Origin of the sequence: Aquitalea sp. FJL05 (assembly GCF_003852595.1) — a bacterium.
Taxonomy (GTDB): Bacteria; Pseudomonadota; Gammaproteobacteria; order Burkholderiales; family Chromobacteriaceae; genus Aquitalea; species Aquitalea aquatilis.
Map to the genome: position 1 here is coordinate 23758 of NZ_QAJS01000012.1, position 16351 is coordinate 40108.

Consider the following 16351-nt stretch of genomic DNA (forward strand, 5'->3'; position numbering starts at 1 on the left):
GGGTTAGCGTTTTTCCTCTAGATAGGGATCGGGATATCCTAACTTCGCAAGAATGACAGTTTCAAGCGTCTCCATGATTTCCGCTTCTTCGTCATCCTCGTGATCATAAGCTTGCAAGTGCAGCATGCCGTGTACCAGCAGGTGGGCATAGTGGGCCATCAGGTCCAGTCCTTGCTCGGCGGCTTCTTTTTCCACCACCTCGGTGCACAGCACCAGATCGCCGAACAAGGGCAGGCCGGCGACATTTTCGCCTTCATTCAGCGCAAAAGACAGCACATTGGTGGCGTAGTCCTTGCCACGGTAGGTGTTGTTGAGGCTACGGCCTTCCTCGCTGCCTACCAGCAGGATGCTGACCTGGGCCTGTTTTACATCAGCTTGCAGGGCGGCCTGGCAGCAACGGCGGATCAGTTTGTCGTCCGGCAGCAGCTGTGCCTGGCTGCGGTCTTCCAGTGTCAGCTGCAGGCGGGCGGCTAGGCGCGGCAGCGGATTATTTCGCTTGGCTTGTTTCATCGTTCTTCAATTGATAGTGATCGTAGGCATCGACGATTTTCTGCACCAGCGGATGGCGCACCACGTCTTCGCTCTGGAAATGGTGGAAATGAATGCCACGTACCTGGCCCAGGATCTTTTCCACTTCCACCAGCCCGCTTTTCTGATGACGCTGCAGGTCGATCTGCGTCACGTCGCCGGTAATCACCGCACGCGAGCCGAAGCCGATGCGGGTGAGGAACATCTTCATTTGCTCCGGCGTGGTGTTCTGCGCCTCGTCCAGAATGATGAAGGCGTTGTTGAGCGTGCGGCCGCGCATATAGGCCAGCGGCGCGATTTCGATCAGGTTCTTCTCGAACAGCCGGGTGACGCGGTCGAAGCCCATCAGATCGTACAGGGCGTCGTAGAGCGGGCGCAGATAAGGATCGACCTTCTGGGCCAGATCGCCGGGCAGGAAGCCCAGTTTTTCGCCAGCTTCCACCGCCGGGCGCACCAGCACGATGCGCTTGATAGCATCGCGCTCCATGGCATCCACCGCGCAGGCCACGGCCAGATAGGTCTTGCCGGTACCGGCCGGGCCGATGCCAAAGGTGATGTCATGCTGGCTGATGGCCTTGATATAGCCGCTCTGGCGCGGGGTACGGCCACGCAGATCGCCACGGCGGGTCAGCAGCACGGGTACATCGGCATCCTGCTGCTCGTGCTGGCGTACTTCCACCAGTTCCAGCTGCACGTCGTCGATGGAGATGTCGCGCTTTTCCGCCAGCAGATACAGCCGGGTCAGGCTGTAGACCGCCAGATCGGCGTGTTCGCCGCTGCACTTGAAGTGCTCGCCACGGCGCTGGATCTGCACATCCAGACCGGTTTCGATCTGCTTGAGGTTTTCGTCCAGCGGACCGCACAGACGGGCCAGCCGTTCATTGTCGACCGGATTGAAACTGAGAGGAGTGGTATTCATCGTGTAGGCGAAAGAGGGTTCAGTGGCTGAACAGCAAGGCAAACCAGAAACTGGCTTCCAGAACAAGCAGCACGCAGGCCAGCAGGGTCAGCAGCATGAACAGGCCATTGCGCAGGCCAGCCAGGGTGAGCTTGTCCAGCAAATACAGCAGCACGGCATACAGCCCCAGCGTGCCGCCAATGGCCGCCGGGCCGGTCAGCAGCAATAGCGAGCGGCTACCCCAGCCGCCATTCACGCCGGGCTGGCCCAGCAAGAGGCTGGGCAGCAGCAATAGCGGCAGGGCGATGAGGCAGGCCAGGGCAGCCCGGCGGGCATGCCGGCTGAGCGGACGGGGTGCCAGCAACAGCTGGCTAGCGGGGTTCTGGTTCAAGGAGCAGGCTCCACTGCAGTATCGGCCAGCCCTTCCAGCCCGGGGGCAGTTATGCTGGGGTGGAATTCGGTGATGTCATAACGCGCCAGCCCGGCCAGGGCGAACGGGTCTTGCGCCAGTCTTTGTTGTAGGGCCTGCCGTTCACCACGCGCCAGAATGATGCCGCCGGTGCGTGGTTCCTTGCGGCCGGAGGCGAGAAACAGCCCGTCGGCGTAGCACTGTTTCAACCACAGCACGTGCTGTGCCAGCTGGGCGTCGATCTCTTCCAGCGGGGCGATATAACTGAGTGCAACAATAAACATGACGGGCCTTTGCGCGAGGGCTTTACGCGGTTTCTTGAGTCAGGATTTCACCCATCAGCGAGTGCGGACGGGCATCGGTAATCACCACATCCACCATCTGCTTGAGTAGGCGCGGCTGGCCGACAAAATTCACCACCCGGTTGTTGGCGGTGCGGGCTGCCAGCATGTTCGGGTCTTTCTTGGAGATATTCTCCACCAATACGCGCTGCACGCTGCCGACCATGCTCTGGTTGATGGCATAGCCGCGTGCCTCGATCACTTCGTTCAGTGCTTCCAGCCGCCGCACCTTTTCCGTGTGCGGGGTGTCGTCGACCAGATTGGCCGCCGGCGTGCCGGGACGGGCGCTGTAGATGAAAACATAGCTGAAGTCGAATTCCAGGTCTTTGACCAGCTTCAGTGTCTGTTCGAAATCAGCCTCGGTTTCACCGGGGAAGCCGACAATGAAGTCGGATGACAGGCACAGGTCCGGGCGCAGCGCGCGCAGCTTGCGGATGATGGACTTGTATTCCAGCCCGGTATAGCCGCGCTTCATGGCGCTGAGGATGCGGTCGGCGCCGCTCTGCACCGGTAGATGCAGATGCGAGACCAGCTTGGGCAGCTTGCCATAGCAGTCGATGATGCGCTGGGTGAACTCGCGCGGATGGCTGGTGGTAAAGCGCAAGCGCTCCACGCCCGGCATTTCGTGCACGTATTCCAGCAGCAGGGCGAAATCGGCGATCTCGCCATCCGCCATCAGGCCGCGATAGGCATTGACGTTCTGGCCCAATAGGGTGATTTCCTTCACCCCCTGCTGGGTGAGGCCGGCGATTTCGGTCAGCACGTCTTCAAACGGGCGCGATACTTCCTCGCCACGGGTGTAAGGCACCACGCAGAAGGAGCAGTATTTGGAGCAGCCTTCCATGATGGAGACAAAGGCCGCCGCACCGTCGACCTTGGCCGGCGGGATGTGGTCGAATTTTTCGATCTCGGGGAAGGAAATATCCACCTGGGCCGCGCCGCTGTACTGGCGGGCGCGGATCATCTCCGGCAAGCGGTGCAGGGTTTGCGGGCCGAACACCACGTCGACATAAGGCGCACGCTTGACGATGGTGTCGCCTTCCTGGCTGGCCACGCAGCCACCGACGCCGATGATCAGGTCGGGGCGGGCTTCTTTCAGCGGACGGATGCGGCCGAGGTCGGAAAACACCTTTTCCTGGGCTTTTTCCCGCACGCTGCAGGTGTTGAACAGGATGACGTCGGCTTCTTCGGGATTGTCTGTCTTGATCATGCCTTCGGCATCGCCCAGAACGTCGACCATTTTGTCAGAGTCGTATTCGTTCATCTGGCAGCCGAAGGTCTTGATGTATACCTTCTTCATTGCTACGCGGATTCCAGCTGGTTCATGGGGTGGGCCTTACTGCTGACGCTGCTGCAGCAGCGCGATTTCAGCCTCGCTCAGCACCCAGATACGGTTGATATTGCCTTGCAGATCCAGCGTGATGCCGACTGTCTGTCCCACCAGGGTGGGCAACTGGCCGGTGAGCACGAAGCGGTTGTCACCGTCGAAAATGCGCAGGCCGGGCGCGGTGGCATAGCTCTGACCGGAGGGGATCAGCGTCGCCAGCAGCGCGCGCAGCAAGGAGCTTTCGCTCTTCACGAAAGTGACGGTGTTGTTGTCCACGCTGGAGATGGTGCCGGCCAGGATATTGGCGGGCAGCAGTCTGTTCACGGCCATGGCTGGCAGTGACAGCAGGCAGAGCAAGAGGGCGATGATGAGTGTTTTCATAATCAAATGAATGTGTTGGCCGATTTTAGCACAGCCGGCTTGCTGGCGCAGGGGACTTGTCGGCAGCGCGCGCGCGGAGTTTTCCTGCTGCGGTGCGACAAGGACAAGCAGGAATCCTTGCCGGACAAGGGGCTGATGATTTGTGCGCTGCAACTACATGGCGAGCGTCCTTGGCACCGCCGTGGTGCGTGCTACTGGCTAAAGCGCGCCGTTGGCTGGCAGTCTTGCACCACGGTGTGGTTTTTTTTCGCTGCCATGTAGTTGAAAACTTACATTTATTGCGTGTTGTGCTTCCACCGACATGCCGGCTCTGCTATAAGTTCACCCAATTGCTGAGTACGTTTTAGCCTCTAATGAACAGCAGCCTGCCACTGCCTGCGCCCGCCGTGTCAAATGACACCGCCGCGCCTGGCCAAGTTGGTGGCGCTGCGCCTGGAAAGACAAGACATGAGCCGAGTTTTGCTGATCGGTAGCGTCAACATGGACCTGGTGGTGGAAGCGGACAGCTTTCCGCGCCAGGGTGAAACCCTGTTTGGCCACCGCTTTGCCACTTATCCCGGCGGCAAGGGCGCCAATCAGGCGGTGGCCGCCGCCCGTCTGGGGGCCGAAGTCAGCCTGATCGCCTGCCTGGGCAAGGACGCTTTTGGCGACCAATTACTAGCCGGCCTCAAGAGCGAGGGTATCGATACCCGCTGGATCAGCCGTGTGGATGAAGCCACCGGCATGGCCAGCATTACCCTGGCCGGTGGTGACAATGCCATTCTGGTTGTACCCGGCGCCAACCACGCGCTGCTGCCGGCGCAGCTGGACGCCGCCGAGCAGGCCTTCATCGACGCCGACGTGGTACTGGCCCAGCTGGAAGTGCCGCTGGTCACGGTAGAGCATGCCGCCATGCTGGCCGTGCGCCACGGCAAGCCCTTCATTCTGAATCCGGCACCAGCGCAGCCCTTGCCGGAAAGCTTGCTGCAGCAGGTCAGCCTGCTGACCCCCAACGAATACGAACTGGCCGTCGCCCTGTCCAGTCAACAGCCCTGGCAGCAATTGCTGGCCGGCCGTCCTGGCGGCATCGTGATGACCCAGGGCAGCCAGGGTGCCAGCTATGCCGACGCCCAAGGCAGCCTGCAGCAGATTGCCGGTTTCCCGGTGGTGGCAGTGGACAGTACCGGTGCCGGCGATACCTTTAATGGTGCGCTGGCGGCATTCTGGAGTATGGGGCTGGCCGCAGCGGTAGGGCGTGCCAATGCCGCTGCCGCACTGTCGGTGACCCGGCGCGGTGCGCAGGGCGGCATGCCCACCCTGGAATCGCTGCAACAATTTCTGGAACAACAGTCATGAAGAAACTGGGACATCTGAACCGCGACATCGCGCGGGTACTGGCCGGCATGGGGCATACCGATAGCCTGGTGATTGCCGACTGTGGCCTGCCGATTCCGCCCGGGGTGGAGTGCATCGACCTGGCGCTGGCGCTGGGCGAGCCGGGTTTTGCCCGGGTGCTGGACAGTGTTCTGGCTGATTTTCAGTGCGAACGCGCGGTGTTTGCCGACGAGTGTCGCGCACACAACCCGGCGGTGGTGGACACCGCCGCTGCCCTGTCACGGCAGGGTGTGGCGCTGGAGTGGATCAGTCATGAAGAATTCAAGCAACGCTGTCAGGCTGCGCGGGTGGTGATCCGCACCGGCGAGTGCACACCCTACGCCAATGTGATTTTGCATTCCGGCGTGATTTTCTGAGGGGCGGCGCATGAATGTCGTAATGCAGGGCATCAGCAAGGCTTTTGGCCCGGTCCGCGTGCTGGAAGAGGTCGACTTTGCCATTGCCGGCGGTGAGATTCACGCCCTGATGGGCGAAAACGGTGCCGGCAAATCCACGCTGATGAAAATCCTCAGCGGGGTATACCGCAGCGATGGCGGCTCCATCCGCATTGATGGCCAGCCGGTGGAGATTCGCTCCACCCGTCAGGCGGAAGCCTGCGGCATTGCCATCATCCATCAGGAATTGAACCTGATTCCGCAGCTGTCGGTGATGGAAAACCTGTTCCTCGGCCGCGAGCCTTCCCGTTTCGGCGTGATCGACAGCGCGCGTATGCGACGCGAGGCATCGGCGCAGCTGGCGGCGCTGGGGGCTGGCAATATCGACCCGGAATGCGAAGCCGGCCTGCTGTCCATCGGCCAGCAGCAGATGGTGGAAATCGCCAAGGCGCTGGCCATGGATGCACAGCTGCTGATCATGGACGAACCGACGGCAGCACTGACCGAGCGCGAGATCGACACCCTGTTCGGCCTGATGCGGGCGCTGAAGGCGCGCGGCGTGGCGATCGTGTACGTGTCGCACCGCATGGAGGAAATCTTCCGCATCTGCGACAAGATCAGCGTGTTGCGCGATGGTCGTTTTGTCGGCGAGCGGGTGATTGCCCACACCGACTTTGATGAAGTGGTGCGCATGATGGTGGGGCGCGAGATTGGCGACCGCTTTCCCAAGCGCACCGTGCAGCCGGGTGCCGTACGCCTGCAGGTGGACGGGCTGGCTGACGAGCGTCATGTGCGCGACATCAGCTTTGCCGTGCGCGCCGGCGAAGTGCTGGGCGTAGCCGGGCTGATGGGTGCCGGGCGCAGTGAAATCCTCAAGACCCTGTTTGGCCTGAACCGCCGCAGCGCAGGGACGGTGCTGCTGGACGGACAGCAAGTGGAGCTGGGCAGCCCCGGTGCGGCCATTGCGGCCGGGTTGGCTTTTGTGACGGAAGACCGCAAGAGCCAGGGCCTGGTGCTGGGCATGTCGGTACGCGAAAACGCCACCCTGGTGCATCTGCCGCAATACGCCCGGCTGGGCGTGGTATCGGACGCGGCCGAGCAGCAGGCGGTGGCCGGGCTGATCGAGCAATTGCGCATCCGCACCCGCGACGCCGAACTGGAAGTGAAATCGCTGTCTGGTGGCAATCAGCAAAAAGTGGTGTTTGCCAAATGGCTGGCACAGCCGCCCAAGGTGCTGTTGCTGGACGAACCCACCCGCGGGGTGGATGTGGGCGGCAAGGCCGAGATTTATCACATCATCAACCAGCTGGCTGCCGCCGGTGTTGCCATCGTGATGGTGTCGTCGGAGCTGCCGGAAGTGATGGCCATGAGCAACAGCATCCTGGTGATCCATGAAGGTCGTCAGACCGGTCTGTTCGAGGCGGCCAGCGCTACCCAGGAAAGCATCATGGCGGCCGCCACCGGCACCGCGCATGCCGCCTGATTTCAGAGCAAGGAATACACAATGACTCCAAAACAAAAAGCCACCCTGCAGCGTCTGGGCCCCTTTATCGCCCTGGTGCTGGTGTCGGTGGGACTGGCCGTGCTCAGCCCGGATTTCCTCACCGTGGCCAATCTATTGAACGTGATGCGTCAGGTATCGATCAATGCGCTGATTGCCTTCGGCATGACGCTGGTGATCCTGCTGGGCGGCATCGACCTGTCGGTCGGTTCCATTCTCGCCCTGTCCTCAGTCGCCATCGCCACGCTGATCCAGGCGGGCGTCAACCCGATGCTGGCTACCCTGTTGGGTGTAATCGGTGGCGGGCTGATGGGCCTGTTCAACGGGCTGGTGATCAGCAAGGGCAAGGTGGCCCCGTTCATCGCCACCCTGGCATCGATGACCATTCTGCGTGGCCTCGCGCTGGTGGTGTCCGGTGGTAGCCCGATTACCGGTTTCAACAGCGATCTGTTCTCCATGCTGGGCGGCGGCTATGTCGCCGGCCTGCTGCCGATTCCGGTGCTGTGGATGCTGATCATGTTCGGCCTGTTTGCCTTCCTGCTGAAGAAAACCGTGTTTGGCCGGCATGTGTACGCCACCGGTGGCAATGAAGAAGCCGCCCGCCTGTCTGGCGTGAAGGTGGACCAGATCAAGCTGTGGGTCTACACCCTGTCCGGTGCCATGTCGGCCATGGCCGGCGTGGTGCTGACCTCGCGGCTGAATTCGGCCCAGCCTACTGCCGGCAGCGGCTACGAGCTGGATGCCATCGCTGCCGTGGTATTGGGCGGCACCAGCCTCACCGGTGGCCGCGGCTGGATCTTCGGCACGCTGATGGGCGCGTTGCTGATCGGCGTGCTGAACAATGGTCTTAATCTGCTGGGGGTATCGTCCTTCTATCAGCAGGTGATCAAGGGCGTGGTCATTCTGCTGGCGGTGCTGATCGACCGCAGCGGCAAGAAGTAAGTACTGGTTTTCGCATCAACAATGGCCCTGTGCCAGGGCCAGTCAACGCAAGCTAAATCATTAATCAGGGAGACTCACCATGAATCGCATTCTTCACCCGCTGCTGGCCAGTCTGCTGGTATTCGGCATTGCCGCCTGTTCCAAGCAAGGCCCGGACAGTGCCGCACCGGCTGCCGCCAGCGCCCCCGCTGCTGCTGCCGCTGATGGCCAGGTGACCGTAGGCCTGGCGGTATCCACCCTCAACAATCCTTTCTTTGTTTCGCTGCGCAAGGGTGCAGAAGACGAAGCACAGAAGGATGGCATCAAGCTGATTACCGTGGATGCGCAGGACGACCCGGCCAAGCAGCAGGCCAGTGTGGAAGACCTGATCCAGAAGAAGGTCAGCGTCATCCTGATCAACCCGACCGACTCCGCCGCCGTGGCCAATGTGGTGAAGGAAGCTACTGGCAAGGGTATCAAGGTGGTATCGCTGGACCGTAGCGTGAACGGTGCCGAAGTCAGCGCCCACATTGCCTCGGACAACGTGGCTGGCGGCAAGATGGCTGGCGAGTTCCTGCTGCAAAAGCTGGGTGGCAAGGGCCGTATCGTCGAGCTGGAAGGCATTGCCGGTTCGTCTGCCGCCCGTGAGCGCGGCGAAGGCTTCCACAAGGTGGTGGATGGCAAGGCCGACGTGAAACTGCTGGCCAAGCAGCCGGCTGATTTTGACCGTGCCAAGGGCCTGTCGGTGATGGAAAACATCATCCAGGGCAACAAGGACATCCAGGGTGTGTTTGCCCACAACGACGAAATGGCACTGGGCGCGCTCAAGGCCATTCAGGCGGCTGGTCTGAAAAACGTGGTGGTGGTGGGCTTTGATGCCACGGCCGATGCCGTTGCCGCAGTGAAAGCCGGTACGCTGGCCGCCACCGTGCAGCAGCAGCCCGAACTGATCGGCCAGTATGGCATCCAGACCGCCAAGAAGCTGGCTGCCGGTCAGAGCGTGGACAAGTTCATCCCGGTGCCGCTGAATCTGATCAAGCAGTAAACCAGCCCTCTGCCGGAGCGGGGCTGCCTCACTCCGGCTGGCTTGTAATACAATTGCTACATCGCGCATAACCCCCGCTGCTGTCATGGTTGCCGGGGGTTGTTGCCATCTGTGATCAATTCCTGACAGGAAAGCCCGCCGTGACTGCCTACAAGCGTCTCACCATCGATGATATTGCCAGTCTCGCCGGCGTCTCGCGCACCACGGCCAGCATGGTGCTGAACGGCCATGCCGAACGCTACCGTATTGCACCGGCCACGGTGGAGCGAGTGGAAAAAGTGGCGCGCGAGCATCACTTCAACCCGTCGCAGTCGGCACGCTCCCTGCGCAGCAAGCGCAGCAACAGCATCGGCCTGGTGATTCCCGATCTGACCAACTCGGCCCATGCCGCGCTGGCCCAGGCCATGGAAAACCTGTGCCGCGCCCGCGATTACCAACTGGTGCTGGTCACCAGCGACGAGGACCCGGCACGCGAGGCCGAAGGCATGGTGCATCTGGTGGCGCGCCAGGTGGATGGCATGGCCGTGGTGCCCTGTAGCAGCGATGCTGCCCGCTATCAGCCGTGGACCACCCGGCTGCCGCTGGTGTTTGTCGACCGGCGCATTGACGGCAGTGGCATTCCCTCGGTGGTCACCGACGCCACTGATACCGTGGCGCGGCTGATCGGCAGCAAGCTCGCGCAGGACGTGCGCGAGGTGGTGTATTTCGGCGGCCAGCCCACGCTGTCGCCCAGCCGCGACCGTCTGGCCGGCTATCGTCAGGCCTTGCAGTCGCACGGGCTGGCCGAGCAGGCGCACTGGGTGCAGGAGCGCGATTTCCAGCGTGCCTCCGGTTTTGACATGATGCAGCAGTGGCATGCCCGCGAAGGGCGCTATCCGCAGGCGCTGTTTACCGCCTCCATCACCTTGCTGGAAGGGGTGCTGTCCTTCATGAGCCAGACCCACCGCCTGCGCGAAGCGCCATCCTGTCTGATGACCTTCGACGATCATCCGCTGCTGGACTGCCTGCCGATTCCGGTGGATGCCATCGTGCAGGATGGCCAGGCCATGGCGGATCAATGCCTGCAACAAATCTTTTCCCTGTTGCAAGGCCAGCCACCGGCCAAGGCCGATGTGGCGATTCCCGCCAGAATCACCAGCCGTTAAGTCACGCCGCCCCGGCCATTTCATGGGCTGCGGCGGGCGTATGCCATGAACATCTATTTTTCAGAGCGATGAGTGACGCTCTGCCCACGACATGCTAATGTCGGGCGGCTGTCATTTATCTGCAAGGACGTTCCGTGTCTGCTCGATTTCCCGCCATGTTGCGGCTGGCTGTGGTCTATGCCCTGATCGGCGTTCCTTCCCTGTACAGTGCCATTCCGCCGGGCTATACCGCACCGGTGTTTCCGGCTGCCGGCATCGCCATGATGTCCTTGCTGCTGTGGGGCCGCGCGTTGTGGCCGGGTGTGCTGCTGGGGTCGCTGCTGGTGCAGCTGGTGGCCAGCGGGCAAGCCGGTGTGCACGGCTGGGCCTATCTTGCGCTGCTGGTGGTGCCGCTGGCAGCCACCGTGCAGGCGCTTGGCTCCTGCTGGCTGATCCAGCGCTGGATAGGCTGGCCCAATCCGCTGGATCGCGCAGACAGTGTGATCCGGCTGATGTTGTTCATCATTCCCCTGTCCTGTTTGCTGAGTAGCGGCATCAGCGTGCCCACCCTGGCCGCGCTGGGTGTGCTGCCGGCCAGCGATCTGCTGTTCAATGTCTGGAACTGGTGGCTGGGCGATACCTTTGGCTGTCTCATCATGCTGCCACTGATGCTGGCGTGGTTTGGCCGCCCGCGCAGCGAATGGCGCGCCCGCAGCCCTGCCTTGCTGTGGCCGATGTTGCTGACCGCGCTGACCATGGTCGGTTTCAGTGCCCTGATTCATCACTGGGAAGCGCTGCGGGTGCAAAGCCAGTTCAACCGCGATGCCGGCCAGATCGAGCTGGCGCTGAAAAAGCGCCTGGACATGCAGCTGGATGGCATGCTGGCCCTGCAACAATTGCAGACCCGCTCCCCGGGTGACTCCGCCAGCCAGTGGCGCGAAGTGACAGCATCCTGGCTGGCGCGTCTGCCAGGTACGCAAAGCCTGGGCTGGTGCCCGCTGGTGAGCGATGCCGAGCGCGCAGCATTCGAAGGCCACGCGCTGGCAGGCTCTTCCATTCTGGCGCGTGATGCCGCCGGCCACGTTGCGCCGTCGCCGCAGCGTCCTTCCTATTTGCCGGTCCGCTATATCGAACCCTTGGCCAGCAACAAGCGTGCGCTGGGGCTGGACATCCTGTCCTCGCCCGAGCTGGCCACTACCATCCGGCACAGCTTGCAAAGTGGCCAGCCGATGGCCAGTCCGGCCATCCGGCTGGTGCAGGAAGCGCAGAAGCAAAAGGGCGTGGCGCTGTATCAGGCGGTATACGCCCCGACGGACGATAGCCAGCATCAGGTGTTGCGCGGGGTGATTTCCAGCCTGTTCCGCATGGATGACATTGTCAGCAGCACGCTGCAGCATGGCGTGCGCCACGATATCGAAGTGTGCTTGATTGATCGCGACGGCGCGCCCGGTTTCCACCGCCTGTCCGGCCCGGCCAATTGCGGCAAGGAGGGCTGGTTCGGTCAGCGGCCGCATTTGCTCAGCCAGTTTTCCTTTGCCGGGCGCAACTGGGCATTGCGCCTGCGTGCCAGCGAGGATTATCTGGCCGGGCTGCGCAGCTGGCTGGAGTGGATCACCTTTGTGGTGGGGCTGGCCATGACCGGCCTGTTTGGTGGTTTTCTGCTGATTGTCACCGGCTATACCCGACGCATGGAAGGCGAGGTGCAGCAGCGCACTGCCGAGCTGGCCGATATCAACCAGCAGCTGCAAACCCAGCTGGATGCCACCCGCAAGGCCGAGGCCAATGTGACTTACCTGGCCTTGCACGACAGCCTGACCAGCCTGCCCAACCGTGCCTGCTGGCTGACCATGGCACGCCATGCCATGGCCGAAGAGGACAAACGTCAGCTGGCGGTGCTGTTTCTGGACATGGATGAATTCAAGACGGTCAACGACAGCCTGGGCCATCCGGTCGGCGACCAGTTGCTGGTGGGCATTTCACGCCGTCTGCAACAGCCGCTGCCGCCGGATGCCATGCTGGCCCGGCTGGGTGGCGACGAGTTTGTCATCCTGCTGCCTTACCAGCAGCAGGCACAGCTGGATGCGCTGGGCGAGCAATTGCTGGCCCTGTTCGACCCGGCGGTGGTGGTGGAGCAGCACGAGTTGCGCTGTACGGTCAGCATTGGGGTGGCACTGTTCCCGCAGGACGGGCAAGACCCGGACACCCTGCTGCGCCATGCCGACATGGCCATGTATGCGGCCAAGGAAGCCGGCCGTGACACCCTGCGTTACTACACCCCGGACATGAATACCCAGGCCATGGAGCGCCTGACGCTGGAGCGCGACCTGCGCCGTGCCCTGCAGGACGACCCGGCACAGCTGGTGCTGTATTACCAGCCGCAGCTGGATGCCGACAGCGGTCGCTGCATTGGTTGCGAGGCGCTGGTGCGCTGGCGTCATCCCTTGCGCGGGCTGATGTTGCCCGGTGAGTTCATCAGTCTGGCCGAGCGCAGCGGGCTGATTGTCGAACTGGGGCGCTGGGCTGCGGCCGGCCTGATGCTGCCGGTATCGGTGAATCTGTCGCCGGTACAGCTGGAACGCAGCGATCTCACCCCTTATGTGCGCGGGCTGGTGAAACGCTACCAGATCGCCCCCGGCATGCTGGAGCTGGAGCTGACCGAAGGCGCGCTGATGAGCGAGGATGCACGCCATCTGGAGGTATTCAATGCGCTGATGCAGCTGGGCTGCCGCTTTGCACTGGATGATTTTGGCACCGGCTATTCCTCGCTGTCGCGGCTCAAGCGCTTTCCCATCAGCCGCTTGAAGATAGACCAGGCCTTTGTCAGCACCTTGCCGGGCAGTGGCGATGACGAGGCGGTGGTGCGTGCCACGCTGTCGATGGCGCGCGACATGGGCATGGATGTGGTGGCCGAGGGGGTGGAAACCGAGGCCCAGCATCGTTGCCTGCAGGCCATGGGTTGCGCGCAGATGCAGGGCTACCACTTTGCCCGCCCGATGCCGGCTGCCGAGCTGTTCCGTTTTGTGGCCCGGCTGCCGCAGGCGCAGGATTCGCGCTGATCTTGCTTGCGCCAGCGCAAGCCGCTGCCGGATGGCGCTGACGCCAGCGTTGCGGCTGTGGCATAACATGCCGGCTCACTATCCTGCCGTCCAAGGGAGAATCTTGCTGTGAAAATTCCATCCACGGTCGCCCTGCAACTGATGCATGGCAGCCATTACGCCACGCTGGCCAGCCATTCCATTCAGCTGCCCGGCTATCCTTATGCCACGGTATTGCCCTATGTGCTGGATCAGGCGCACCGGCCCCTGTTGCTGATCAGCGCGCTGGCCGAACACACCCGCAACCTGCTGGCCGATGGCCGTTGCAGCTTGTCCATCGTGGAGGACGGTGTGAGCGATGTGCAGGCCGGCGCCCGGCTGACCCTGGTGGCCGATGCGCAGCGTATCGAGCCGGAACCCGCGTTGCTGCAACGTTTTTGTCGTTATCAGCCGGCGGCAGAGGATCTGTTGCAGCTGGATTTCATGTTCTTCCGCCTGCAGCCTTTGCGGCTGCGCTATATCGGTGGCGTCGGGCGCATGGGCTGGCTGGAAGCGCCCGAGCTGGCTGGCCAGCCGCAACTGACCTTGGAAGAAGAGGCTGCGCTGTTGCGCCAGGCGGTGGTGGCCGATGGCATCCAGCTGTTGGGGCTGGATGCACTGGGTGCCGACTATCGGGTGGGAGAGGCTGCGGGACATCGGCGGCTGCTGTGGCCGGAGGCCATGCCCTCGGGCGAGGGTTTTGCTGCTGCGGCCTTGCAGGCAGTGGCGGCGCTGGCGGCTGACTAGCCGCCGGCAGGCTGCCAGTTCTTGGGCCTAGAAGGACTCCATCGGCAGCAGATAGCGCCATTGCCCGGCAGGCAGGTCACCAATGCCCAGCTTGCCAATGCGGATGCAGCGCAGGGCCAGCGGCTGCAAGCCCAGTCCCTGGCAGATGGCGGCCAGTTGGCCGGCCTGTACTGCCGTCAGCACCAGTCGCAGCTGGCGGTCGCTCTGGCGGCTCACTTTCAGGCCACGCGGCGCTTTGCCCGGTAGCTTCAGCTGTTGCAGAGCTTGTTTCAGGTCTTCTGCGCTGGGTGCTGCTTCCAGTTGAATCAGGTATTCCTGCTCGGCATCGGCCAGCTTGCGCGCCAGCTTCTTGTCCAGTGTCAGGGCCACCAGACCATGGCAGCCCGGCTCCAGCGCGCCGGCCTGTTGCAGCGGCTTCAGGTGGCGCGGATTGAAGACCACCTCGCTGCCATCGCGCAGAGCGTGATTGTCCGGGGTAATCAGCGCGGCTAGCGGCAAGGGCTCGGCAGCGGCACGATGCAGCAGCAGGCTGATACTGAGTTCGCCCAGCGTCATGCGCGGCTTGTCCAGCTCGATGCGCTGTTCCGGCCGTACGCGGCTGCCCAGTTGCTGCACCAGTTGGCCATCCACTCTGACCCGCCCCTGTTCGATGAAGGCATCGGCTTCGCGGCGCGAACACAGCCCCAGCTCCACCATGCGTTTGGACAAACGCAGTTCCTGTTCACTCATTGCGGTACTCCAGTGGGATCGACGCAGGGTCGGGGTCGGCGATTATCCGCCTGCGCCCCGGTGCTGGCAATCGTGCTGCCAGACTCAGGCGGCTTTTCCTGCCGGCAGTGCGGCCGCCATGGCGCCATCCATGTCCTGCGCAGCCAGGGCCAGAATGGTCGGGTCGATGCGCTGTTGCGCCGCCAGTTGCTGCAGAGTGGCCAGCACTGCGTCGGCACTGAGCCCGGCGCGGTAGGGCCTGTCCTGGGCCAGTGCCTGGAAGATGTCGGCCACGCGCAGGATGCGTGCCTCGATGCACATGCTGGCTGCGCTCAGATGGAAGGGATAGCCGTGGCCATCCGGTTCTTCGTGGTGATAGGCCGCCCAGCAGGCGATTTCTTCAAAGCCGCGGATATGCCGCAGGATCTGGTAGGTTTCAAAGCTGTGGGCATTGATCAGGCTGCGTTCGCGGCTGGTGAGGCCGGCGGGCTTTTCCAGTATTTCATCCGGCACGCGCAGCTTGCCCAGATCATGCAGCAGGGCGGCAATTTCCAGTTGATCACAACGTCCTGGCGTCAGCCCCAGTCGCTCGGCCAGCCAGCGCGACAGCCCGGCCACGCCTTGCGAGTGGCGCGCGGTAAATGGGCTTTTGGCATCGACAATGCAGGAAAACAGCGTGGCCAGTTGCTTGAGCTGCGCCGTGCTGGCCTGGCAGGGCAGGCTCAGTTCGCGCATGTCCTGCAACATGCCGGCAATGCCGCGTGGCTCCAGTTGCAACCAGAAGGCTTCGGCTTGCGACGCTTGCAGAAAAGCCTCGACCAACTGCGGGGCAAAGTGCTGGCTGCTGCGCTGGGCGATCTGCTCACGGATGGCCGGGGTGTGGGTGAGCAATTCGCCGCTGCTGTAAAAGGCCGCTGCCATGGCGTCCACCCGGTCTACCAGATAGATCAGGTTGGCCTGTTCGGCTATTTCGCGGCTGAGGCCAGGCATGGCCGCCAGTTTTTCCCATGGGGTGTGGTGATAGCGTACCGGCTCTGCCATGGCGGCCAGCGGGGTAAAGCTGGCCAGCAGGGCTGCGCCAGTCAAACAGTGCTGCTGCGAACCGGCCCAGTCGAACTCGCTGACCAGATGCTGATGGGTGCGGGTGGAGGAGACGCCGATGTCGTGCAGCAGGCCCAGATCGAACAGAAAATTGGCCTGTGGCCGGCTCAGGCCCACCGTCAGTGCGCAGTGATAAGCCATGATGCCGACCCGCTTGCCGTGGGCCACATCATCGATGCCGACCAGATCAAGCGCATCGGACAGCGCGTGTATCACTTCGCGCAGGTCGACATGGATGCTGCAGTCAGCAGCGGTGGCGGAAAGGGGGGAGGCGACAGGCATGGTGGTCTTTCGCATCAGATGATCGGGCAGTCCACGCAGGGGACTGTTCTCTCAATCTAATGCATGCCGGTAGCGCCCGAAAGGCGGAATATTGCCTGTCCTTGACATGCCGCAGGCAGCGCGGTGGCTTGCGGCGCAAGTGCAAAAGCAAAAGCAAAAGCAAAAGCAAAAGCAAAAGCAAAAGGCCAACTCCTTGGAGCTGGCCTTTGCGGTAAT

Annotated in this window: 16 protein-coding genes; 8 read left to right on the forward strand and 8 right to left on the reverse strand. The window is 62.6% G+C overall.

What is annotated here, in order from left to right:
• Window positions 1–3: 3 nt before the first annotated feature.
• Genes ybeY through DBR44_RS11465 form a run of 6 tightly spaced genes read right to left on the reverse strand, consistent with a single transcriptional unit; the run spans window position 4 to window position 3884 of the window.
• On the reverse strand, window positions 4–510 hold the full coding sequence (gene ybeY, locus DBR44_RS11440) for an rRNA maturation RNase YbeY (RefSeq protein WP_124644171.1): 507 nt from the start codon (window positions 508–510) through the stop codon (window positions 4–6).
• A complete protein-coding gene (locus DBR44_RS11445) occupies window positions 488–1447 on the reverse strand; it encodes a PhoH family protein (RefSeq protein WP_124644172.1) in 960 nt (319 codons plus the stop codon). Before DBR44_RS11445 ends, ybeY begins: the two co-directional genes overlap by 23 nt.
• A gap of 19 nt (window positions 1448–1466) precedes the next feature.
• Window positions 1467–1817, reverse strand: a complete 351-nt coding sequence (locus DBR44_RS11450) for a hypothetical protein (RefSeq protein ID WP_124644173.1) — start codon at window positions 1815–1817, stop codon at window positions 1467–1469.
• Entirely contained in the window at window positions 1814–2119 is a 306-nt protein-coding gene (locus tag DBR44_RS11455; protein WP_124644174.1) for a YciI family protein, read from the reverse strand. Before DBR44_RS11455 ends, DBR44_RS11450 begins: the two co-directional genes overlap by 4 nt.
• 22 nt (window positions 2120–2141) lie before the next feature.
• The gene (gene miaB / locus DBR44_RS11460; protein WP_124644175.1) at window positions 2142–3476 is read right to left on the reverse strand and encodes a tRNA (N6-isopentenyl adenosine(37)-C2)-methylthiotransferase MiaB; all 1335 of its coding nucleotides are present in this window, start codon (window positions 3474–3476) and stop codon (window positions 2142–2144) included.
• Window positions 3477–3512: 36 nt separating this feature from the next.
• Window positions 3513–3884, reverse strand: coding sequence for a hypothetical protein (locus tag DBR44_RS11465; protein ID WP_124644176.1), 372 nt, complete (start codon window positions 3882–3884; stop codon window positions 3513–3515).
• A gap of 447 nt (window positions 3885–4331) precedes the next feature.
• Here DBR44_RS11465 and DBR44_RS11470 point away from each other — a divergent pair, with 447 nt between their 5' ends.
• The 8 genes from DBR44_RS11470 (at window position 4332) to DBR44_RS11505 (ending at window position 14044) form a co-directional block, all read left to right on the forward strand.
• Complete coding sequence (locus DBR44_RS11470; protein WP_124644177.1) at window positions 4332–5219, forward strand: ribokinase; 888 nt, start codon at window positions 4332–4334, stop codon at window positions 5217–5219.
• On the forward strand, window positions 5216–5614 hold the full coding sequence (rbsD, locus tag DBR44_RS11475; RefSeq protein WP_124644178.1) for a D-ribose pyranase: 399 nt from the start codon (window positions 5216–5218) through the stop codon (window positions 5612–5614). The genes DBR44_RS11470 and rbsD overlap by 4 nt, the downstream gene beginning before the upstream one ends.
• A 10-nt stretch (window positions 5615–5624) precedes the next feature.
• Window positions 5625–7115, forward strand: a complete 1491-nt coding sequence (locus DBR44_RS11480; RefSeq protein WP_124644179.1) for a sugar ABC transporter ATP-binding protein — start codon at window positions 5625–5627, stop codon at window positions 7113–7115.
• 21 nt (window positions 7116–7136) lie between these two features.
• Entirely contained in the window at window positions 7137–8075 is a 939-nt protein-coding gene (locus DBR44_RS11485) for an ABC transporter permease (RefSeq protein ID WP_124644180.1), read from the forward strand.
• A 79-nt stretch (window positions 8076–8154) separates the two neighbouring features.
• Window positions 8155–9099 carry a ribose ABC transporter substrate-binding protein RbsB gene (gene rbsB / locus DBR44_RS11490; RefSeq protein ID WP_124644181.1) on the forward strand — a complete coding sequence of 315 codons (945 nt, stop codon included), beginning with the start codon at window positions 8155–8157 and terminating at the stop codon, window positions 9097–9099.
• Window positions 9100–9239: 140 nt separating this feature from the next.
• Complete coding sequence (locus tag DBR44_RS11495) at window positions 9240–10244, forward strand: LacI family DNA-binding transcriptional regulator (RefSeq protein ID WP_124644182.1); 1005 nt, start codon at window positions 9240–9242, stop codon at window positions 10242–10244.
• 134 nt (window positions 10245–10378) lie between these two features.
• Window positions 10379–13279: an EAL domain-containing protein gene (locus DBR44_RS11500; protein WP_124644183.1), complete on the forward strand. Its 2901-nt coding sequence runs from the start codon at window positions 10379–10381 to the stop codon at window positions 13277–13279.
• A gap of 108 nt (window positions 13280–13387) precedes the next feature.
• Complete coding sequence (locus DBR44_RS11505) at window positions 13388–14044, forward strand: HugZ family protein (protein WP_199731026.1); 657 nt, start codon at window positions 13388–13390, stop codon at window positions 14042–14044.
• A gap of 27 nt (window positions 14045–14071) precedes the next feature.
• On the opposite strand, the gene DBR44_RS11510 is transcribed toward DBR44_RS11505, so the two are convergent.
• Window positions 14072–14773, reverse strand: coding sequence for a S4 domain-containing protein (locus DBR44_RS11510; RefSeq protein ID WP_124644184.1), 702 nt, complete (start codon window positions 14771–14773; stop codon window positions 14072–14074).
• 84 nt (window positions 14774–14857) lie between these two features.
• The gene (locus DBR44_RS11515; protein ID WP_233578506.1) at window positions 14858–16150 is read right to left on the reverse strand and encodes an HD domain-containing phosphohydrolase; all 1293 of its coding nucleotides are present in this window, start codon (window positions 16148–16150) and stop codon (window positions 14858–14860) included.
• Window positions 16151–16351 lie beyond the last annotated feature (201 nt).